Genomic DNA, 20910 nt, shown 5'->3' on the forward strand with positions numbered 1-20910 from the left:
GTTACAAGGGGATCTGTTTCCCCGAGGCGATCATCTACAACTCTGCGGACGAATTCGTCGGCTACCTGATGCCTGAGGCCAAGGGTGTGGAATTGAGCCGCTCGGTCTTCGTGCCTCAACTCCTATTGACAAAGTTCCCGAGATGGACTCGGAAGGACACCCTTCAACTCTGCCTCACGATCCTCGACAAGATCCAATACCTCAATAGTCGACGCGTGATCCTGGGAGACATCAACGCCGCAAACATCCTCGTCGTTTCTCCCACCGAGGTGTACTTCGTTGACTGCGACAGCTACCAGATCGAGGGCTACCCATGCCCGGTCGGCACGGCGCACTTTACGCCCCCGGAAGTGAGCGGCAAGGACTTCAAGACCTTCCTCCGCACGCAGGAGATGGAGAACTTCGCCATCGCAACGTTGCTCTTCATGATCATGCTCCCCGGCAAGGCCCCGTACTCGGCTGTTGGCGGAAGCACACCCGTCGAGAACATCAGAGCCGGCGCGTTCGCTTACGAAGGCGGGGACGATACGCTCCCTCCGGGACGGTGGGGCTTCATCTGGAACCACACGACGTTCAAGGTTCGGCGTGCCTTCTACGAGACCTTCAAGCGCGGCGAGCCGCACTTCGCACCCGCGAAGCGCTATTCCGCTGGCGAGTGGTCCGAGATGTTCTCCGCGTATCTGAAGAGCGCCAGCAAGATGCTGAGCAACGATGCCATGGCGATGCACATCTTCCCCACTCGGCGAAAGATGAAGATGTGCAAGGCCGACGGGTGTGAGCGACGATTCATCCCAACCGAGGAAAACCTCTACATCTTCTGCGATCAGCACCTCAAACGACCGGCGGGGTCGACCGCGTCCCGTTCGTATGGGTACCAGTCGTCTGTACCGGCGGGCTATCGAACCGTCAGCACGGCCCCACAAACTGTTCGGTGCAAAAATCCAACGTGCCAGCGAACGTTTACTCCGTCACGGAGCAGGGCCGAATATTGCAATGACTGCTGGCGGGACGTCGGGTGCCGAAAGTGCCGCTACGTCGCTGCGAAATGGATGCACGACGAGCGCAACGGTCTTTGCCGCCAATGTTATGAGGCCGAGCAGCGCCTCCCGCCGAAGCACCCGACGACCACTAAGAGCAAGGTTGCGACGCCGGCCGCGAAGAGCACCGTTGCATGGGGTGCCATTGCCGGTTGGGGTATTGCCATCACAATCGCAATCACGATCATTTCTGCCCTCGCCTCCGGCGGCGGTAACTGAACACTAGGAAGAAGGATCACCAAATGGCCGCTGAAAGCCTCATCGGGCTTGACGATCTCGTCGACAACCCAACCGCGCGCGTAGCGATCAGTCTCTGCCTCGACTGTTCCTACTCAATGTCTGGACCGTCAATCAAGGAGCTCAACGCGGGCGTCGCTTCGTTCTACAAGGCGATCAATGACGACGAGATCGCCAGGTACTCGGCCGAAATCAGCATCGTCACATTCGGCCCGGCACAGAAGGAGACCGACTTCCAGACGATCGCAACTCAGCCGCACGCGCCGGTGCTCCAGGCCGTCGGCGACACGCCTCTGGGAGAAGCGGTCCAGCTGTCTCTCGATCTGCTGGAGAATCGCAAGAAGGAATACAGAGACAACGGCATCGACTACTACCAGCCATGGCTCGTCCTGATGACGGATGGCCAACCGACTGGGTCCTCCGCCGTGTTGAACACGCAGATCCACCGGGTTCAGCAGCTCGCAGGCGACAGGAAGCTTGTTGTCTTCCCGATCGGCATCGGCGACGGCGCCGACATGTCGACGCTCAACCGGTTCGCCCCCGGCGGCCGACCTGCATTCAAGCTCCAGGGCCTCAACTTCCAGTCCTTCTTCTCCTGGCTGAGCGCCTCAGTGTCGCGCGTCTCCCAGTCGACACCGGGTGACGGCGTAGAGCTCGACGCGGCGGGAATCCAATCGTGGGCAACATTCAAGCTCTAGCAGTCGGCGAGGGCAGACCTGCGACACAAGATGTTCAACTGACGCGCGAAGGAAGCGATCTTCCGGTTGAACGCTCATGGCATGCCGCTTCGGCGCGACACCAAGGACGGTCGCACTTGGAATACGGCGTGCCCTGCCAGGACCAAGTGCTCTGCCTGCGGTTCCCGAACGGAACAGAGACTGGCGCTCTTGCCGACGGTGCGGGGTCGGTGCGGTTGTCTCACTACGGTGCGGCGGTGGTGGTCGAGGCCGCCTCTCAGCTCATCGCTCACGAATTCGACCGCATCTTCAAGGCCACCAACAACCTCGGGACTATTCGCGTCGAGATGGTCGGTCAGCTTCAGTCGKCCCTTTCGGAGGCCGCGACAACGGGTCTCGACCTGACAGACAGTGACCGCAAGCGACTAGGGTTTCCGCCCCGTGAGACCAATCCTCGCGTGGCGTGCGAAGTCCGCGACCTAGCCTCGACGCTCCTACTCGTCGCGGTGAAGGACGATCGATTTGTCGCGCTGCACTTGGGCGACGGCGTACTCGGCGCGGAGGTAATCCTGCCCAGTGGACGCAAGGTTGCACGTCCCCTCGGCCGGCCAGACAACGGCGAGTTCGCGAACGAGACGACGTTCATCACCTCGCGCAGCGCCGCAGGCGCTCTTCGCATCTACCGAGGCCGTCTTGAAACCAAGACGCGAACGATCTCCGGGTTCATCCTGATGTCCGATGGACCCGAAATGGTCCTCTATAAGAAACGCACTCGGACGCTGGCACCTGCATGCTCCAAGCTTCTTGAAGCCTGCCGGAGCCTGCCGAGCGAGGTGATGCACGAGCAGCTCGAGGTAACGCTCCGGGACGTGATTGTGCCAAGAACTCATGACGACTGCTCGCTCGTCCTTTTGGCCGCCCCRCACCCGGCAGCAGCCCACTCCGCKGCCTGAAGCGAGGGCGGGTCCCGGTGCGCTATCGTGGCCGCAACGAGGAGCACGCCTGGCTAGTCAATGTCCCTCGGCTTACGGGGGATGCGCGCATTCAGGCTGCAGACAGAGATGCATGTAGCGGGAGTAGCTACCCGTCGGGCACGACGGTTGTTCGTGCTTCGGTGTGATGGGCAATAGGAATCGAATGGAGCCCACAACGTAGCTGGGCGTGTTCCTCGCGAGAGGGAGAGGACGTGCGATGGGGGTGAATCCCGTCGTGGCTCGCCTCGCCGAGAGATCACACTCTGACGCGGAGTACCTCCGGTCAGTGGTCACCCGAGAAGCCGACCCCTATGTGACTCGACTGATCCCCAAACGGTCGGGTGGGATCCGACGCCTCGACGTTCCCGACGCGCGGATCCGAGCATTCTCCACTTGGTTTCTCCGCGAGCATCTGGAGCGCGGCACGGTGCACGACACCACMTTTGCGTTCGTGAAGGGGCGCTCCGCCCTCGCGGCGTCACGCGAACACCTCGACGCGAACACTGTCGTCCGTCTTGACTTGAGAACCTTTTTCGATTCGATCACTGAGCGATCGGTCTATTTTGTCGTCCGAGACCTCGGCTTCGAGCAGTTTGAAGCATTCTGCATTGCCCGGCTCTTGACGCGAGCATCATCGCCCGACATTCCATTCCTTCCCGGGAAATACGCACCCCAGACAGATCATGGGCGGTTCGGACCTCCCTATTTCCACCCGCACTTGGGCTTCCTTCCCCAGGGATTGCCTTCGAGTGGGATGGTCGCGAATCTCGCGTTCACCGGATTTGACTACCAGTTGCGGATGCTCGCCGCGCGCGCTGGGTTCAGGTACACCCGCTACGCCGACGACCTGATCTTCTCCTCACCGAGCTCGATCGCGAGAGAGTCCTGCGTCGGGCTCATCCGTGAGGTGGACGCGATCACGCGTTCAGGTGGATTTCGCCTCAACAAGAAGAAGACGACCATCTCTGGACGTGGATCGCGAAGGTTGGTCCTGGGCGTCGATGTCTCAGGTCCAAGCACCCGCGTTCGCTCGGGTATGCGGCAGCGGATCGAGCGCCACCTCTGGGCAATTGCTCGACACGGACTTCTCTCCCACTCGGAACACGAGGGGTTCGGCGACGCGCAAGGAATGGTGCATCACGTAAGTGGGCTGATCGAATACATCGTCGGAGTCGAGCCCCCGTACGGCTGGACATTGCGCCGCAGACTTTGGAATCTCCTCGAGCCGCACGAGGAACTGCGACGATATATTCCGTCCGGACTAGATGATCTCCCGCAGCATGCAGGTCAAGCTGGGGACGAGCGACCACCTGAGTCCGATGCTGGGACGGTTGTGTCCCGCACGACATCACGGAACTCGGTCGCTGACAACTGGGGACGCGTAGACCGGCCCTGGGATCACCGCGAGGACGCAGAACTCATTCGTCGTTATGACGAGGGGCAAGCGATCCCGGGGATCGCGGCGGCCATGGCGATCGATCAACTACAAATCGCGAGGAGGCTTATCCGGCTAACGCTTGATCCGCGCGGCGAACTCGAGGACGTCCCGAACGCAGCGCATCACGGTCGTCGGTACGCTGCGGGAGAGCGCGCCGAGATCCTGACTCGGTTCGATGCCGGACTCACGTTGCCGGTCATCGCGGGCCTATCCAAACGAACCCAGCTCGCCGTGGGCTGGCAAATCATCGAACGACGGCATCCTGAKATCCCTACACTTGCGCGCAATCGAATTCGCCGGGGCCTCGTTGGACTGAGCGCGGAGCACCTACTCCTACAAGGAGTTGGCTGAGTCGACTAGCCCACTCACCTGCGCACTGGTGGCAGTCCTCATGCTCCCGGCTCTCAGCTGCAGGGCTGGTTCTGAGTCAGACCAGCTTCCTATGGTCGATTAGAGCCGCCTGGGCCGCTGGTGGCCGTCGGGTCGAGAGAATGCAGGTCGGACAATCTAGTTGGCGGAAAACGCGGACAAACTGCTGGCGAAAGTCCTCAAAAGGCCCTCTCCTCGGACAAACTAATTGGCGGGCCGACAGGTAGCAGCTGTAGGTCTTTTGGAGTTGTCCATTTCTCAGGAGACTTGTCCGCTCGGTGTCCAATGGACATTTCGGACGCCGGCGGGAGGTCGTGGACACCGTCGAGGCAGGACCAATTGCCCGCGCATGCTGCTGCGTTTAGCGGGCCTTCATCGCGCATTCTTTCGGGCGGGCCCTACGAGATTGGCCATGGGAGAGGAGGACGACTGCCCGAGCAACGGTGTCGAGATCTGATTGCTGTCGCGTTAGACGACCGCTCAACGTCCGTCCCGAACACTAGAGAGGTGCAGCGCGGCCGGCGCCGGCACGGAGGCATATCGGGAAGCCGTTGCGCTCGCTGGGCGCGGTACGACCTCAGCTGGGGTCTGCGTTTGTCGACTCATCGTCGGCGAGACACCACGACATGCAATTGGCCGTCCGCATCCGCCAAGGCGATACCCGCCTGGACCGCTGCGGTGGATCGGACGGCGGACTGCGACGAGCAGATCCATCGTGTCGATCACGTCCCGACGCCGGTCGAGCGAATCGGCCAGTTGCACGAAGACGGCTCGCAGATCGTCGTCCGTCGACACTCCCATTCATCCATTGGTGAATTAGCCCGCCGTGACCGGGAGCCGCACCGGCTTGGAGATGTCGGCGTCTTCGGCGGGCTCGGGTACGACGTGCAGGCCGTTGAGTGAGTTGGCGGTGTACATCAGCGCCTGTATCCACGCCCTGTTGATGGCAGGCATCCTGCTGCCGTAGAACTTGTAGGTCAGTGAGACGTTCGGGTGCACCCACACCACGGTGCGACCACCGCCGACGCTGACGTCGTCCTTCCACGTGAAATAGAAGCTTTCGCCGCGACGCAACTTCGCACCGATGACCTGCTGCAGGTGCTCGAGCAGACGATCGTCGAAGTCCACCTTGATGATCGATTCGTACGTCAACTTGCCCATGCTGATCCTCCGGGTATCGGATCGGCGGGCTCCGGCCGAGGCGAGACCCAAGGGCGGATGGAGGCCGTCCTCTGAGTATCCGCCTGTTGTGCCCGGCGCGCGAGGGCTCCGCGTGCTCAATCGAACGGGCACAAGACAGGTGCGGCACGAAAGCCGTCGACACGGCCTCGCCAACAACGCTGGCGCCATCACCTTCGGGCGTCAGAGGACGGGGGCACGAGGTCCTCGCATGATCGGGGCTGACCGATCTCTAGTACCCGTCCGGCGTACCGAAGTCGTCGAGGTGGAGAATGTCGTCGGCGTCGTCCTCCGGTGTACTCCGCGGCCGAGTCAGGTGACCGATGCGTTCCTGCATGTACCGCACCGCCTCGTCATTCCCCGGCAGCTGCACCGTCCAGTTCGTCGACTCGACGACCATCGCACTGCTTCCGTTGAGCAGCAGAGCGGCGTCAACAGCATTTCCGTAGGGCCCGATCGCCCGGACGGTGACCGTATCGACGTGCGACGCTTCCCCCAGCAACCTCGCATACTCGAGTAACGAATCAGCAGCATCATCGCCCATCAGCAACGACCTCCCTGCATACGTCACGTGCTTCACGCTCAGAAGGTATTCCCCCAGCAGCGCTGCACGGTTGACCCTTGATACCTCCCAAAGGCGCGGGATGCGCAGAGCACTCACACCCAATCAGTCGGTCCAATTCGATCGGCGATCGTCCGTTCCGCGAGGGACTCAACCGACTGCCCGCACGTAATCGCCCTCGCGTGATCGCCGGTCGAGCACGCGACCGCAGACACCCGCCGGCTTCGGGCAGTGCTGCCGTCCTCGGGCTACCCGGGCGCCATGCGAGCGAGGAGAATCCACGCATGGACGATCGCATTCGTTCACGGTGGGCGGCAGCTGCCGTTACCTGCTGCGCGTTGGGGTGCGCCGGCTGCACTCCGACACCCGACGCGGTGGGCGGGCTGCCGCAGGGCGATGAGGTTGTCGAGCTGAATCCGGCCGACTTCACCGTGGACATCGACAACCCGTACTGGCCCATGAAGGCCGGCACGCGTTGGACCTACCGGGAGGTCGCGCCGGACGGAGAAGAGCTGCGCGTGACGGTGGTGGTGACAAGCGAGACCCGTGAGATCGCCAACGGGATCACGGCGCGGGTCGTGCGCGACACAGTTTTCGCCGGTGATGAGATCGTCGAGGACACCTTCGACTGGTACGCGCAGGACGCCGACGGGGCGATCTGGTACCTCGGCGAGGACACCGCAGAATTCGAGGACGGCGAGATCGTCTCACGCGAGGGCTCGTTCGAGGCGGGCGTCGACGGCGCACTGCCCGGCATCCTCATCCCCGCCACTCCGGAGCCCGGAATGACGTACCGCCAGGAGTACTACGCCGGCGAGGCGGAAGACAACGGCGAGGTCCTCACTACCCATGCGATGGCCGATGCCCCGATGGGCCACTTCACCGACGTCCTTCTCACGTGGGACACCAACGCACTCGAACCMGAGGTCGCCGAACTCAAGTTCTACGCGCCAGACGTCGGACCGGTGCTTGCCCTGGAAGCGGCCGGAGGACCAGGATCACGCGAAGAGCTGGTCGCGATCGACGAGGTCGCCGAGGGCACTGGTACGCGACCTCTAGGCGAGCCCGACTGACCCAGCGCACGCAACCTGACGGAAACCAGCGAATCTGCCCGCCTTAAGATCCCCACACGACCGCGCCTGGACCCCCAACCGAACGCCCAGCGCGGGCGGCGCAGGAGTCGGGCCGCTCGAGGGGTTTCTACTCCGAAGCGGCGTCGTTGAGGACGGTTCGGGCTATGGTGAGGCTGCTCGAGCATCGTCCGGGCATGGTTCGCCAGTAGTACGGAAAGGTCAGGACGGCGAGCGAGAGTGCCCAGGCTCGGCCGCGTAGCCATGACGGCTCGTCGACGTCCAAGGATCTGCGGAATGCGTCGCGTGCCGGGGCGTCGAGCACCCCCCACGCCGCGATGAGATCCACGGTGGGGTCGCCAACGCAGAGACCACCGAAATCGAGGACCGCGGCGAGGCGTCCCGCCCGGACGAGGAGATTCTCCGGAAGCAGGTCACCGTGGCACCAACGGGTTGCTGCTGATTCGTCGACACCGGGGAGGGCCATGGCCTGCTCCCACACCTGTAAGGCGGCATCGAGATCGAGGTCGAGCCCGGGGATCGTGCGGCATGCCTCGATGCCGCGGCGCGTGTCCACGTCTCGTGTCGCGAGCGGTTCAGCCCGGTACCAGCGGAGGACGGGATCTGCACGGGCGTCGCCGGGCACATCGACGCCTCGGAGGGCGGTGATGACATCCGCAAGGTCGAGCGCCAACTCGCGCCGGGCGGGATCGATGGGCGTCTGGGGAGCGACGACGGGTGCGAGGTCGCCGGCGATCCATCTCACTACGGACCATCGCTCGGGGTAGCCACAATCGGGCTCTCCGACCGCGACGATATCCGGCACCGTAACCGGCAGGAAAGGTCCGAGGCGCGGAAGCCACCGTGCCTCCTTGTCGATCGTGGTTGAACCTCCGCGTTGGCGCGGGAGCCTGACCAGCAGCTCATCCCCGAGCCGGAAGAGAGCGTTGCTCGAGCCCGAATGAGCCAGCCGGCGTACCGGAAGCCCCGAGAATGCCGGCACGGCGCGGTCGACGAGAGCCCGAACAAGAGGTAGGTCGATCGGGATCTCATCAGTGTGGAACGATTCGATCATTGTCACCAGTGAAGCTCACCCAGCCTGAGGACCGCCCGCTCGGCCATCCTCGGGAGCCGCTTGCAGCACGGGATGAGCGTGCTCCAACGGGGTTCGACGCGGTTCACTGGTCGCTGACGTCGCGCTCGACTCGAGTGAGCGCCAGCCGGCTTTCTCGATGACTTCGCGTGCTGTCGCAGCTATCGGCTTCTTATTCGTCGATACCAGGATGTGGCGGATGCGCTCAAGATCCGTGCGCGCGTGGTGGAGGTCCACGTAGTCGCGGAGGCGGGCACGCCAAAACTCGTTGGGCTCCCTGGCGGTGACTCGCGCCTTGAGCACGTCGATGGGCGCGGTCACTTCACACACGATGATCCTGGAACCCGGCATCGCGTCGCGAAGCTGGTGAAGCTCGTCCTGGTCTGCGACGACCGTGTCGATGATCATCTTCAGGCCGGGGAGGGCTGCATAGTTCGGCCAGATCGCTCGGAGGTTCGACATCGCGAAGTACCGCCCGGGGGAGGGGTCGATGAGGCTCAGCTGATCCATCTCGATCACGCCATGAGCGATACCCGACGCCCGCAAGTCCTCGGAAATGGCGCGAGCCAGCGTGCTCTTGCCGGAGCCTGGGGAGCCATGCAGTACCAGGACGTCGACAACGGTCATAGCTCGACGCTACTCACGGACCCCGGTACGGGAAACAGAACAACTGCAGGGAACACCGACGTGCTCGTTGAGGGATCGGTTGCGGGCGCCCGCAACGGTCCCGAATGCGTCCACTGCACGCATAGGGATCCCTTACGGGCAGTCAGGCTCTGGCTGGAGGACCGGCGACCTTTGTCGTTCCGACTTCGAGCTCTGCCTCAATGCCGGTCCCGCTGCGCGGGGTCATCGTCCTCAGATTTGCGCGACTGCATCCCAGTACGCCCCTTTTGTGTGGGTTCCTACTCACCCGACGTGGGACGGCACGAGCGACCAGAGGGACGGCGCCGCGCCAGCAGTCCGGCGCAAGATGACGTACTCGGTTTCGGGATGGTCTGCGATGAAGCGCCGCGCATCCTCGAGCGACATCGTCTCCTCGGGCACCTCGTCGCCATTCTTCTCCGACCAGGCGTTCGCGAACTGGACGCGGTATTCCATCACGGAGGCACCCTACGCCAGGGCAGCTGTCGAGGTCAGCGGACTCGGCGAACAGGGTCATCCGAGGGTCGCTCGCCGGGGTCGCGGGCTTCTTGCTGATGAGAGATGGGACGGCTCACGGCTCGATTGCAGACATCAGGCGCTGTAAGCCCGGCCGCACGCAGTGGACATTTCCCGTGTCGCATCACTGCGAGGACGTGAGTGCCATGCACAAGTCGGGTCCATTCCTCCAGTCGTCGTGATGACGCCGACCCCTATGGAACGTTGTCCATGGAGCGGTGGGGCCGCCGGTATGGTCGGACGGTGATCGAAGCGAGGATGCCATGGCCGAGCGCCGCCACCCGGTGACGCTGCAGTCTGTCGCTGAGCGGGCCGGAGTGTCGTTGAAGACAGCGTCCAACGCCGTCAACGGCACGGGCCGGATGGCGGACGACACCCGCGTCCGCGTCATGGCGGTCGTCGAGGAGCTCGGATACAAGGTCAACGTGGCCGCTCGCAACCTGACCCGCGGACGGACGAACGCCGTCTCGCTGGCCGTGCCGACGCTGAAGGCCGCGTATCTGGCCGAGCTCGCCGAAGAGGTCATCGAGGGCGCGCGGGGACTCGATCTGGTCGTCTACGTGACGACCTACCCCGACGACGGCCTACGAGGCTCTCGCACCTACCTCGAGCAGTTCAACAGCCAGCTCAGCGACGGGCTGCTCCTGTCGTTGTCCGAACACGAGGACCTGGACGCGGCAGACCTCGACGTCGACTTCCCGCTCGTGTGCCTCGGGTCTCGCAGCACCTTCGGGAATGCCGACAGGGTGAGCACTGACGAGGTCGTCGACGCCAGCACGGCGACGGAGTACCTGCAGGCCCGAGGCTCGCAGACGATCGCCGTCGTCGGCGCGCACGAGCCGTTCGACGCCGCGGTGATCTCCGCGGCCCGCGAGGGGAACGCCGAGCTGCGACTGCGCGGGATCCTCGATGCGATCACCGCCGCAGGCGGCGCCCTCGATCCCCGCCTCGTCGGAGTGACCGGCTACGACTGGAGCATCGGCTCCGGCTTCCGCGCCGCTCGAGGAATCGTCGCATCCGGCATCCCGTTCGATGGTCTGGTGTGCCTCAACGACGGTCTTGCAATCGGCGCGATCTCGGCGCTCCGCGAGAGCGGCATTCGTGTGCCCGAAGACGTTCAGGTCATCGGCTTCGACAACATCGAGGAGTCCGCGTTCCTCACGCCGCCACTCACCACCATGGACTCGCGCATCAGCTGGATCGCGCGCACAGCACTCGAGCGGCTTGTCGCTCGCATCGATGGGCACGTCCCGATCGAACCAGCTGACCTGCTCACACGGTCGCGCCTCATCGCGCGCGGCACGACACGCTGACGCGGTAGCGCTGTTGCCGTGTGGTGAGACGTCATGTATCTTGCTTGGTACAGCGCTGTACCACGGCCCGCACAAGCGAGCACCTGCGACGACGGAGGACCTCGGAATGACGACAACGGCACCCGCCATCCCGAGGATGAAGGCCGCTCTTGCGACGCTCCTCGTAGCCCTCCTGGCAATCGTCGGCCAGACGCCGGCGCCCGCCGCTGCGCTCACATCGACGACGACTGTCGCCTATACAGACAGCACCACGGTGCGCGGCACCCCGCTCAAGACCTGGTACCAGGGCGAGTGGGCGCGCAACAGCACGCACACCTGGGCGACGGGCGGTGCGCTGTTCGAGATCCCGTTCACGGGAGAGTCCTTCATTCTCTTCGGCCGCAAGGCCACCACGAACGGCACGGCCGACGTCTACGTCGACGACGTGAAGGTCGGATCCGCCAACTATCAGGGCGCCAAGTCGACCTCGACCGTCGAGATCTTCCGCTTCGCCGGGCTCGCTCCGGGGGCGCACGTGCTTCGGGTGGTCACTGTCGGCTACATCAACCACGCGAGCGTCGAGTTCACCGCGACGGTGGTGTCCGATGAGCGGCAGCTGCTTGCGGCGACGGTCGAGCGGTTCGCGGCATCCTCAGCCGAAGACTTCACCGCGGCATCCTGGGCGCCTTTCGCCAGTGCTCTGGCATCGGCCGTTGCGCTCCAAGCCGACAACGCCGCGACGAACGCGGCGCGCGCGTCTGCCCGCGCCGCGCTCGAGAGCGCGGCCGCGGCACGCGTCGAGATCGCCGGCCTCCGCGACCTCCTCACCCGCTACCAGACGCGCGTTCCGACGCAGTACACCGCTGAGTCGTGGGCACCGTTCGCGGCGGCGGTGACGTCGGCGAACGCGGTGCTCACCGATCCCGCCGCCACCCTTGCAAAGGTGGTCGCGGCGAAGAACGGACTCCAGGATGCCGCTGCCGCTCTCACCGGGATCGCCGACGTAGCCACGGGCACGATCACCAACGACCAGTTCTGGCACGACACGGCCGGCAACCCCATCTTCTCCCAGGGCGGCGGCATCTTCCGCTTCGGCGACCGCTACTACTGGTACGGGGTGCAGTACTCCGGATCGCAGAGCTACTACGACAGTCCGACGCGTACGTACACGCGTGAAGGCGAGGTCGACTTCGTCGCCGTGACGGCGTATTCGTCCGAGGACCTCGTGACCTGGACCTTCGAGAACAACGTCGCCACGAAAGACACTGCGCTCCACATCCCGACGTCGAAGAACGTGGTCGGCACCTACTTCTCCGACATGAAGACCCTCGCCGACTCAGTCTGGATCGGGCGTCTGGGCGTCGCCTACAACGAGCACACCGGGCGCTACGTCCTCTTGACCCAGTTCGAGAACCCCGACCCGAACCGCGTGAGCAACGCGGGGGTGCTCTTCCTGAGCGGTGACTCGCCCACCGATGACTTCACGTACGCCAATCTTCAGACCACCATCCCGGGCGTCTACAACAATCCGAGCAAGCCCGGATGGAACCAGGGCACGGGAGACCAGACGGTCTTCACGGACGACGACGGCGCCGACTACCTGGTCTTCTCCTACCGCGATGGCCGCAGTCGCACCTACGTCTCGCGGATCAGCGACGCGGACTCGCTGAGCCTCGAGCCGGCTGTCGAGGTGTACCGAGGAGCGGGCCGCGAAGGAAACGCGATGTTCAAGCTCGACGGGCAGTACTACATCGCCAGCTCCGACCTGCACGGATGGAACACCTCGCAGACCTACCTGATCCGCTCCCTCGAGGGGAAGATCCAAGGGTCGTACTCGGGCGTGTATGTCCTGCCCGGAACGGAGAAGGACTACAGCCACGTCACCCAGAGCGGCTTCTTCCTGACGGTGAAGGGCGCCGAGCAAGACACCGTCATCTATGCCGGTGATCGTTGGGCTGACTTCGCGTGGAATGGACTCGGTTACAACCAGTGGGTGCCACTCAGCGGCACAGGGGCAGATGTGGCGTTCAACTCACTCAGCCAATGGCAGCTGAACGCGACCACCGGCCGGTGGAACGTCGGTCCCGACAACAACTACATCCTGAACCCCGATTTCGCCGCTGACCGCGTGGCAGTGACCACCGTGACGGGTTGGACGCAGACGACGGATGCTTCCTCCTCAACCGCTGGGTTCGTCTCCAACCCGTCGCCGGGTGTCGACTCGAGCCGGTTCGCGCTGCGACTGGGGGCAGCCTCCGCCTTCTCGGGCGGCGTCTTCCAAGACAACGAGGTGCCTGCCGGGATCTATACGCTGAGCCTCCGGGTGCAGAATCCGGCGGGGCTGGATGCCGCCCAGGTCGTGGTGATGGGAGCCGACGGAGAGGCGCACGTTCTCGACCTCGCCTCCGCTTCAGGCTGGGCGAGCGCGGAACTGACCGACATCGCCCTGCCGTCCGGCACCGCGCGAGTCGAGATCCGCGCCACCGGCAGCGGGGGCCGCTCTCTCACCGTCGATGCGCTGTCGCTTCGAGCGCACCCGGTCGACACGGCAGCACTCAGCGGCGCGCTCGCGTCGGCCTCGCCACTGGCGGCAGCCGACTTCGCCGCGGCCGGATGGGTGGAGTTCGCTGCCGCCCGCGATCACGCCTCGGCGACGCTCGCCGCCCTCAGCACTCAGAGCGAGATCGACGCCGCGACGGCGAGACTCACTGCTGCACGCAGCGCGCTCGTCACGGCGATCCGCAGCATCTCAGCGGCGCCGGGGACAGTGCTCCTCCCCGTCGGGTCGGCTTTCGCTGCCGCGGGCGTAGTGGTGACCGGCAGCTTCGCCGACGGCTCGACTCGCGCGCTCCGCGTGGATGAGTTCGAGGTGCGCGGCTTCACGAGCGCTGCTCCCGGCGAACCCATCGTAACGCTGCGTGCGGCAGCGGGACTGCTGAACGCTCAGGCCGCCCCGGTCGAGGCGACCGTGAAAGTGACCGTCCTGCGCGCATGGGCCACTGGGGACACCTACCAGACCGGTGATGCGGTGGTCTTCGACGGCTCCCGCTGGGTGGCTTCATGGTGGACGCGCGCTCAGCGCCCGGGCGACGTCAACGGACCCTGGCAGCAGTACCTGAGCACGCCTGACGGAACCGCGGTGTGGACAGCATCCCGCATCTTCACCGCTGGTGACGTGGTCACACTCGGCGGCGCGACCTACCGCGCCAAGTGGTGGACGAGGGCGCAGGAGCCAGGAAGTCCCAACGGCCCGTGGCAACGGATCGGCTGAAACTACATCGCTCATGTTTCGCGAAGACATAGCGAGGATGACGTTCCACGTTGCTTGGTCGACGTGGCACTCGAGGGTGACTCACCGCAGAGACCGGGTGAAGAGCGCTGACGCTCCTCACCCCTCGAACCGAGGATTCGCCTATCGCGAATGCGACGAGCCGATGGTCACGGCCTCGTCGTCCACACGGCGCTGCTCTGCAACGCCGCACAGCACACTGACAGAGGGAAAGGTCCTCACCGAAATGAACCGCATCACCCCGTTGGGACGAATCACCCGACGCGCCACGCTCGCCGTGGCCATCGCACTGCCCATGACGCTCGTGCTGGGAGCCTGCTCCAGCGGCGGCGGCGACTCCGACTCGGGCGGCGGCGACGGCGACGAGACGCTCACGGTCTGGGCCTGGGACCCGGCGTTCAACATCTACGCGCTCGAAGAGGCCGAGAAGATCTACCAGGAGGATCACCCCGACTTCACGCTGGACATCGTCGAGACTCCCTGGGATGACCTGCAGCCGAAGCTCACCACGCTGGCGCAGTCGAGCCAGTACGACGAGCTTCCCGACATCTTCCTCATGCAGAACAACGCCTTCCAGAAGAACGCGCTGAACTACCCGGAGCTCTTCAGCGAGATCTCCGGTGACGCCGTCGACTTCTCCCAGTTCCCTGACGCCGTCACCGCGTACTCGACCGTCGAGGGCGCCAACTACGGCGTGCCGTTCGACTCGGGTACGGCTGTCACGGCGCTCCGCACCGACGTGCTCGAGCAGGCCGGCTACACGGTCGACGACTTCACCGACCTCACGTGGTCGGAGTACATCGAGAAGGCCAAGGATGTCCTCGCCAAGACGGGTCAGCCGCTGCTGTCCGGCCAGGCCGGCTCCGCGGACACGATCATGATGATCCTCCAGTCGGCAGGCGCGAGCCTGTTCGACGAAGAGGGCAACCCCACGATCACCGATAACGACGCACTCCTCGCGGCCATCGACGTCTACAAGCAGCTGGTGGACGCCGGCGTGCTCGTGGAGGTCAACTCCTGGGATGAGTACATCGGCACCTTCGTCAACGGTGCTGTCGGGGGCACGATCAACGGCATCTGGATCGTCGGATCGATCCAGTCCGCTGCCGACCAGTCCGGCAAGTGGGCGATCACCAACCTCCCCAAGCTGGAGGGTGTGCCGGACGCGACGAACTACTCGGCGAACGGCGGCTCCTCATGGGCCATCAGCTCGAACGCCGACGTCGACCTCGCGACCGACTTCCTGGCTTCGACCTTCGGCGGCTCGACCGAGCTCTACGACACGATCCTCCCGTCCTCGGGAGCCGTCGCGAACTGGATCCCCGCGGGTGACAGCGATGTCTACGCCGAGCCGCAGGACTTCTTCGGCGGCCAGGCGATCTTCGCCGACGTGGTGACCTATGGTGCCCAGGTGCCGAGCAACAACACCGGTGCCTACTACTACGAGGGGCGCGACGCGGTGAGCGCCGCGATCACCCAGATCCTCGGCGGCGCAGACCCCGAGACGGCCCTGGCCGAGGCGCAGGCCAACGTCGAGTTCGCGATGCAGTGACGCCCGTTCCGGTCGGGGAGGGASTCCCTCCCCGACCGGTCCGCGTCACCGCACCGAGGAAAGGCGAGACCCCCATGTCGACCACCGCCACGCGCGCCGAGAAGCGCGCGCTGAAGCAACCCCCGCCGCTGTACGACTACACCGGCCGGAAGAGGCCGTGGCTGTCGCAGGCCCGGCGCCGCAGCCTGACCGGATGGGCGTTCCTGCTTCCGGCATCCCTGCTCATCCTGGTGGTGAGCTTCATTCCGATGTTCCAGGCGTTCACCCTGTCGCTGCAGACGGGGCGAGGCGCGAACCTCGATTTCGCCGACCCCCTCTGGTACAACTACGAGCGCCTCCTGCAGGACGAGATCTTCTGGCTGACGCTCAAGACCACGTTCCTCTACCTGCTCATCCAGGTGCCCATCATGCTCGTGATGGCACTGGTGCTCGCGAACCTGCTCAACAACAAGAATCTGAGGTTCAAGGGCTTCTGGCGCACCGCGATCTTCCTGCCCTGCGCGGTATCGCTCGTCTCGTACTCGCTCGTCTTCCGCACGATGTTCGCGACCGACGGCTTCGTCAACGACCTGCTCCTCGGCACCGGGCTCATCGGCTCGCCGATCAACTGGCTCGGTCAGGCCGAGACGGCTCGCTTCGTGATCATCCTCGGACTGCTGTGGCGCTGGACCGGCTACAACATGGTCTTCTACCTCGCCGCCCTGCAGAACGTGGACTACTCCACGCTGGAAGCGGCCAAGATGGACGGCGCGAACGCGTACCAGTCGTTCTGGCACATCACGATTCCTCAGCTTCGCCCGATCATCGTGCTGACGGCGATCCTTTCGACCAACGGCACCCTGCAGATGTTCGACGAATCCTGGGCGCTCACCCGCGGCGGCCCTGCGTACACGAGCATGTCGGTCTCGCACTATCTCTACGAGGTGTCATTCCTGAAGAACCCCAACTTCGGCTATGCCGCAGCGATCTCGTTCGTGATCCTCATCCTCGTGGCCATTCTCGCGTTCGTTCAGATGAAGGTCGGTGACAAGCGTGATTAAGCGACTCCGGGGGCTGCCCGGCTATCTGTTCCTTTCTCTTTTCGCTCTGTTCTCCCTGTTCCCGCTGTACTTCATGGTGGTCTCCGCGACCAACACCAGTGCGGCAGTCCTCGATTCCACGCTTCTGCCCGGCGGTGAGCTCTTCTCCAACATCGCCAAGCTGTTCGAGGCGCAGGACATCGTCTCGGCCATGTCGAACTCGTTCCTGATCGCGATCGGCACCACGGTGCTCGCCCTCGCGGTCTGCTCGATCGCCGGCTACGGGTTCGAGGTCTTCCATTCGCGGGGCAAGGATGCCGTCATGGCCATCCTGCTGCTGGCCCTGATGATTCCGTTCGCGGCGACGATGATCCCCCTTTTCCGACTGTTCGCCGAGGCGGGCATGGTGAACTCCATCGTCGCGGTCATCATCCCGTCGATTTCGACGCCGTTCCTGATCCTGCTCTTCCGTCAGGCGTCGCGGTCGTTCCCGCACGAGATCATCGAGGYTGCCCGCATCGACGGCGTGAGCGAGTTCAGCATCTTCGCCCGCATCTACGTCCCCACGATGCGTTCCACCTTCGCGGCGGCGGCGGTGATCACGTTCATGATGGCCTGGAACAACTTTCTATGGCCGCGCGTGATCCTCGTCAACAACGAGGTGCAGACCATGCCCATGCTCATCTCCAACCTGAGTGCCGGCTACGTCACCGACTACGGCGTGCTGATGCTCGCGGTGCTGCTGGCGTCCCTGCCGACCATGATCATCTTTCTGATCCTTCAGCGCTCTTTCGCCGAGGGCATCACCGGAGCCATCAAGTGACATTCGACCCCACCCGACTTTCCGACCCCAGCTATTACGCCGAGAACCGACGACCCGCCCACTCCGACCATCGCTGGTTCGCCAGCGATGATGAGCTGGCCATCGGAGTGAGCCGCTATGAGCAGTCCCTGAACGGGCTGTGGAAGTTCCACTACGCCCGCAACATCGCCGGTGTCGTCGAGGGATTCGAGCAGCCCGATTTCGACACCGACACGTGGGACGACATCCCGGTGCCGGCGCACATCCAGCTGCACGGGTACGACCGACCGCAGTACGTCAACGTGCAGTATCCCTGGGACGGGCACGAGCAGCTCGCGCCGGGCGAGATACCGCAGCGCTTCAACCCGGTCGCCTCCTACGTCACGCGCTTCAGGCTCGACCGCCCCGCGGAGCCCGGTGAGCGGATCTGCGTCGATGTCAAGGGCGCCGAGAGCTCGATCGCGCTGTGGCTGAACGGCACCTACATCGGGTTCGCGACCGACAGCTTCACGCCGTCGGAGTTCGACCTCACCGATGCCCTTCTGCCGGGAGACAACGTCCTCGCCGCTCAGGTGTTCAAGTGGTCGAGTGGCTCATGGCTGGAAGACCAGGACTTCTACCGCTTCTCMGGTATCTTCCGGGATGTCGTCCTCACTCGCCGCCCGGCCGTGCACGTCGAGGATCTGAACGTCACCACGACAGTGGACGACGGGGGAGCGAGCATCGCCGTGGCGCTCAAGGTCGACGGCGCCGGGCATGTCGACGTGGAACTCGACGGCATGGGGATGCTGGAGGCCGGCGAGGACGGCATCCATCGCATCCGCCTGACAGATCCGCGGCTGTGGAGCCCGGAGGATCCCTACCTGTACCGACTCACGATCCGGGCGCATCACGCGGACGGCTCGCTCGCCGAGGTCATCGGCCAGGAGGTCGGCGTGCGGCGGTTTGCCATCGAGGACGGAGTGCTGTCCCTCAACGGCCGGCGCATCGTCTTCTTCGGAGTGAACCGGCACGAGTTCGGCCTGCAGGGTCGCGTGATGACCCGCGAGCAGACCGAGGCTGACCTGGCGATTCTGAAGTCCGCGGGCGTCAACGCGATTCGCACGAGCCACTATCCGAACAACACCTTCTTCTATGAGCTGGCCGATGAGTACGGCTTCCTGGTGATCGACGAGATGAACCTCGAGACCCACGGGGTCTGGGACCGCATCCGGCATCTCGACGCCCCCGAGGCCGAGGCTGTTCCCGGTGACGATCCGGTCTGGCGCGACCCGCTGCTCGACCGGGCAGCCAGTCTGTACGAGCGTGACAAGAACCACGCCAGTGTCGTGATGTGGTCGGTCGGCAACGAGTCGTACGGCGGCACCGTCATCCGCGACGTTGCCGACTACTTCCGTCGAGTCGATGATCGGCCCGTGCACTACGAGGGCATCCACTGGGACTCGCGCTACCCCGAGACCACTGACGTCGTGAGCCAGATGTACACCCCGGCCACAGAGGTCGAGGAGTACCTGCACGAGCACCGGGACAAGCCGTTCATCCTCTGCGAGTACGCCCACGCGATGGGCAACTCGTTCGGGGCAGTAGACCGCTACATCGACCTCGCTTATCGCGATCCGCTCTTCCAGGGCGGGTTCATCTGGGACTTCGCCGACCAGGCCATCCAGCTCGTCGACCGCTACGGGAACCGCTACTTCGGCTACGGCGGTGACGGCGGAGAGGCGCCGCACGACGACGACTTCTGCGCGAACGGCATCCTGTTCGCAGATCACAGCCCCACGCCGAAGATGCAGGAGGTGGCCTATCTCTACCAGCCCTTCCGGATCGCCGTGCACGCGGGCGAGGTCGAGATCGAGAGCCGGCTGCTCTTCACGTCCTCCTCGCAGTATGACGCCACGGTGACCCTGCGTCGGGAAGGCCGGACCCTCCGCACGGCGGATCTGCCGACGGACGTTCCGCCGGGTGCGACCGCCCGTCTTACGCTTCCGGTTTCGGTGCCCGACGTGCCGGGCGAGTACACGGTGGACGTCGCCCTTCGGCTGCGCGCGGCAACTCGCTGGGCGGATGCCGGCCATATCGTGGCGCGCGGGCAAGGCGTCTTCACGGTTGCCGACGAGAGTGCCCCGGCGACGAGACCGCCGCGACCTGAGCTCATCGAGGGCGTGCACAACGTCGGGGTGCGCGGACGGCACTTCAGCGTTCACTTCTCCCGCCTGTACGGCGGGCTTGCGTCGTACCGGTACGGGACGACCGTTGACGGCGGACGCGAACTGCTGACAACGATGCCGAAGCCGAGCTTCTGGCACGCGCCCACCTCGAACGAGCGCGGGTGGGAAGCGCCCTTCGAAGACGGGCAGTGGCTGTTGGCGAGCCGCTATGCCCGAGCTGCGGGGGAGAAGCTGCGCACCGCGCGCGTTGAGGTCGACGACGACGCGGTGACAGTGGGCTTCACCTACGAGCTGCCGACGGTGCCGGCATCCTTCTGCGATGTCGACTACCGGGTCACCGGTGACGGCCGCATCGAGGTCACCCTCTCGATGGACGTGCCGGCGGAGCTCCCCGACATGCCGGAGTTCGGCATGCAGCTGACCACGGATGCCGATCTGCATCGCCTCCGCTGGTACGGCGAGGGACCGGAGGAGTGCTACATCGATCGCCGACGGGGTGCACGACTCGACGTGTACGACAGTGACGTGAGGCGAGAGCTCACCCCGTACCTGCGCCCTCAGGAGGCGGGCAGTCGTACCGGTGTCCGGTGGGCGAGGGTGACCGACGACCGCGGATGGGGCATACAGGTGGACAGTGCTGACGGGATGGAGTTCTCAGCCTTGCCGTGGACGCCGTATGAGATCGAGAACGCCGCACATCCCCACGAACTGCCGCCGATCCACCGGACGGTGCTCCGCCCCGCGCTGATGCGACGCGGCGTGGCCGGGGACGACGCGTGGGGGGCGCGGGTCCATCCCGAGCACCAGATCCCGCGCGATAAGCCGCTGGTGTTTCGTTTCGGGCTGAAGGGGGTCGCGGGCGCTACCGGGTAGAAGCAGGCCTGACTGGGTCGAACGGTCCAAAGCCGTTTTGGACCAGCGGCTCGGGCTCGCCAACCGGGCACGCGAGGCCCGGGCCGGACGGCCCGGGCTCTCGTGTCATCCGCCGGCT

General features: G+C 64.8%; 16 protein-coding genes. 11 read left to right on the top strand and 5 right to left on the bottom strand.

Annotated features, from left to right (window positions below; translation table 11 throughout):
- From AC1DP3_RS15025 to AC1DP3_RS15040, 4 genes are all read left to right on the top strand, one after another.
- Nucleotides 1–1256, top strand: a 1256-nt coding sequence (locus tag AC1DP3_RS15025; protein ID WP_477294641.1) for a hypothetical protein, incomplete at its 5' end; no start/stop codon positions are given.
- A 23-nt stretch (nt 1257–1279) separates the two neighbouring features.
- Entirely contained in the window at nt 1280–1972 is a 693-nt protein-coding gene (locus AC1DP3_RS15030; RefSeq protein WP_477294643.1) for a vWA domain-containing protein, read from the top strand.
- A 116-nt stretch (nt 1973–2088) separates the two neighbouring features.
- On the top strand, nt 2089–2904 hold the full coding sequence (locus tag AC1DP3_RS15035) for a PP2C family serine/threonine-protein phosphatase (protein ID WP_477294645.1): 816 nt from the start codon (nt 2089–2091) through the stop codon (nt 2902–2904).
- A 334-nt stretch (nt 2905–3238) separates the two neighbouring features.
- Nucleotides 3239–4714 carry a reverse transcriptase family protein gene (locus AC1DP3_RS15040; RefSeq protein ID WP_477294647.1) on the top strand — a complete coding sequence of 492 codons (1476 nt, stop codon included), beginning with the start codon at nt 3239–3241 and terminating at the stop codon, nt 4712–4714.
- An 834-nt stretch (nt 4715–5548) separates the two neighbouring features.
- On the opposite strand, the gene AC1DP3_RS15045 is transcribed toward AC1DP3_RS15040, so the two are convergent.
- Together AC1DP3_RS15045 and AC1DP3_RS15050 are read right to left on the bottom strand one after the other, a co-directional pair.
- Nucleotides 5549–5893 carry a DUF7882 family protein gene (locus AC1DP3_RS15045; RefSeq protein WP_477294649.1) on the bottom strand — a complete coding sequence of 115 codons (345 nt, stop codon included), beginning with the start codon at nt 5891–5893 and terminating at the stop codon, nt 5549–5551.
- A 250-nt stretch (nt 5894–6143) separates the two neighbouring features.
- Complete coding sequence (locus tag AC1DP3_RS15050; protein ID WP_477294651.1) at nt 6144–6491, bottom strand: hypothetical protein; 348 nt, start codon at nt 6489–6491, stop codon at nt 6144–6146.
- Between the two features lie 266 nt (nt 6492–6757).
- Between AC1DP3_RS15050 and AC1DP3_RS15055 the strand changes: the two genes are divergently transcribed.
- Nucleotides 6758–7546, top strand: coding sequence for a hypothetical protein (locus AC1DP3_RS15055; RefSeq protein WP_477294653.1), 789 nt, complete (start codon nt 6758–6760; stop codon nt 7544–7546).
- Between the two features lie 127 nt (nt 7547–7673).
- On the opposite strand, the gene AC1DP3_RS15060 is transcribed toward AC1DP3_RS15055, so the two are convergent.
- The 3 genes from AC1DP3_RS15060 to AC1DP3_RS15070 form a co-directional block, all read right to left on the bottom strand.
- A complete protein-coding gene (locus AC1DP3_RS15060; RefSeq protein WP_477294764.1) occupies nt 7674–8618 on the bottom strand; it encodes an aminoglycoside phosphotransferase family protein in 945 nt (314 codons plus the stop codon).
- A 15-nt stretch (nt 8619–8633) separates the two neighbouring features.
- Nucleotides 8634–9263: an AAA family ATPase gene (locus tag AC1DP3_RS15065; RefSeq protein WP_477294654.1), complete on the bottom strand. Its 630-nt coding sequence runs from the start codon at nt 9261–9263 to the stop codon at nt 8634–8636.
- A 282-nt stretch (nt 9264–9545) separates the two neighbouring features.
- Complete coding sequence (locus AC1DP3_RS15070) at nt 9546–9740, bottom strand: hypothetical protein (protein ID WP_477294656.1); 195 nt, start codon at nt 9738–9740, stop codon at nt 9546–9548.
- 320 nt (nt 9741–10060) lie between these two features.
- On the opposite strand from AC1DP3_RS15070, the gene AC1DP3_RS15075 reads away from it, so the two are divergent.
- The 6 genes from AC1DP3_RS15075 to lacZ all read left to right on the top strand — a co-directional run bounded on the left by AC1DP3_RS15075 (nt 10061) and on the right by lacZ (nt 20792).
- Complete coding sequence (locus tag AC1DP3_RS15075) at nt 10061–11110, top strand: LacI family DNA-binding transcriptional regulator (RefSeq protein ID WP_477294658.1); 1050 nt, start codon at nt 10061–10063, stop codon at nt 11108–11110.
- Nucleotides 11111–11216: 106 nt separating this feature from the next.
- Nucleotides 11217–14360 carry a carbohydrate-binding protein gene (locus AC1DP3_RS15080; RefSeq protein ID WP_477294660.1) on the top strand — a complete coding sequence of 1048 codons (3144 nt, stop codon included), beginning with the start codon at nt 11217–11219 and terminating at the stop codon, nt 14358–14360.
- A 244-nt stretch (nt 14361–14604) separates the two neighbouring features.
- Nucleotides 14605–15930 (top strand): ABC transporter substrate-binding protein, encoded by a 1326-nt coding sequence (locus tag AC1DP3_RS15085; RefSeq protein ID WP_477294662.1) that lies wholly within the window; start codon nt 14605–14607, stop codon nt 15928–15930.
- A 74-nt stretch (nt 15931–16004) separates the two neighbouring features.
- On the top strand, nt 16005–16970 hold the full coding sequence (locus AC1DP3_RS15090; RefSeq protein WP_477294664.1) for a carbohydrate ABC transporter permease: 966 nt from the start codon (nt 16005–16007) through the stop codon (nt 16968–16970).
- Nucleotides 16954–17772, top strand: coding sequence for a carbohydrate ABC transporter permease (locus tag AC1DP3_RS15095; protein ID WP_477294666.1), 819 nt, complete (start codon nt 16954–16956; stop codon nt 17770–17772). The genes AC1DP3_RS15090 and AC1DP3_RS15095 overlap by 17 nt, the downstream gene beginning before the upstream one ends.
- Nucleotides 17769–20792 carry a beta-galactosidase, LacZ type gene (gene lacZ, locus AC1DP3_RS15100; RefSeq protein WP_477294668.1) on the top strand — a complete coding sequence of 1008 codons (3024 nt, stop codon included), beginning with the start codon at nt 17769–17771 and terminating at the stop codon, nt 20790–20792. Before AC1DP3_RS15095 ends, lacZ begins: the two co-directional genes overlap by 4 nt.
- Nucleotides 20793–20910: the final 118 nt, after the last annotated feature.

Source organism: Microbacterium sp. P5_B6, from assembly GCF_056400345.1.

Bases quoted from the DNA above. Each gene is read 5' to 3' on its own strand.
- AC1DP3_RS15030 (WP_477294643.1), top strand. From the start codon at position 1,280: ATGGCCGCTGAAAGCCTCATCGGGCTTGACGATCTCGTCGACAACCCA.
- AC1DP3_RS15045 (WP_477294649.1), bottom strand. From the start codon at position 5,893: ATGGGCAAGTTGACGTACGAATCGATCATCAAGGTGGACTTCGACGAT.
- AC1DP3_RS15060 (WP_477294764.1), bottom strand. From the start codon at position 8,618: ATGATCGAATCGTTCCACACTGATGAGATCCCGATCGACCTACCTCTT.
- AC1DP3_RS15065 (WP_477294654.1), bottom strand. From the start codon at position 9,263: ATGACCGTTGTCGACGTCCTGGTACTGCATGGCTCCCCAGGCTCCGGC.
- AC1DP3_RS15075 (WP_477294658.1), top strand. From the start codon at position 10,061: ATGGCCGAGCGCCGCCACCCGGTGACGCTGCAGTCTGTCGCTGAGCGG.
- AC1DP3_RS15080 (WP_477294660.1), top strand. From the start codon at position 11,217: ATGACGACAACGGCACCCGCCATCCCGAGGATGAAGGCCGCTCTTGCG.
- AC1DP3_RS15085 (WP_477294662.1), top strand. From the start codon at position 14,605: ATGAACCGCATCACCCCGTTGGGACGAATCACCCGACGCGCCACGCTC.
- AC1DP3_RS15090 (WP_477294664.1), top strand. From the start codon at position 16,005: ATGTCGACCACCGCCACGCGCGCCGAGAAGCGCGCGCTGAAGCAACCC.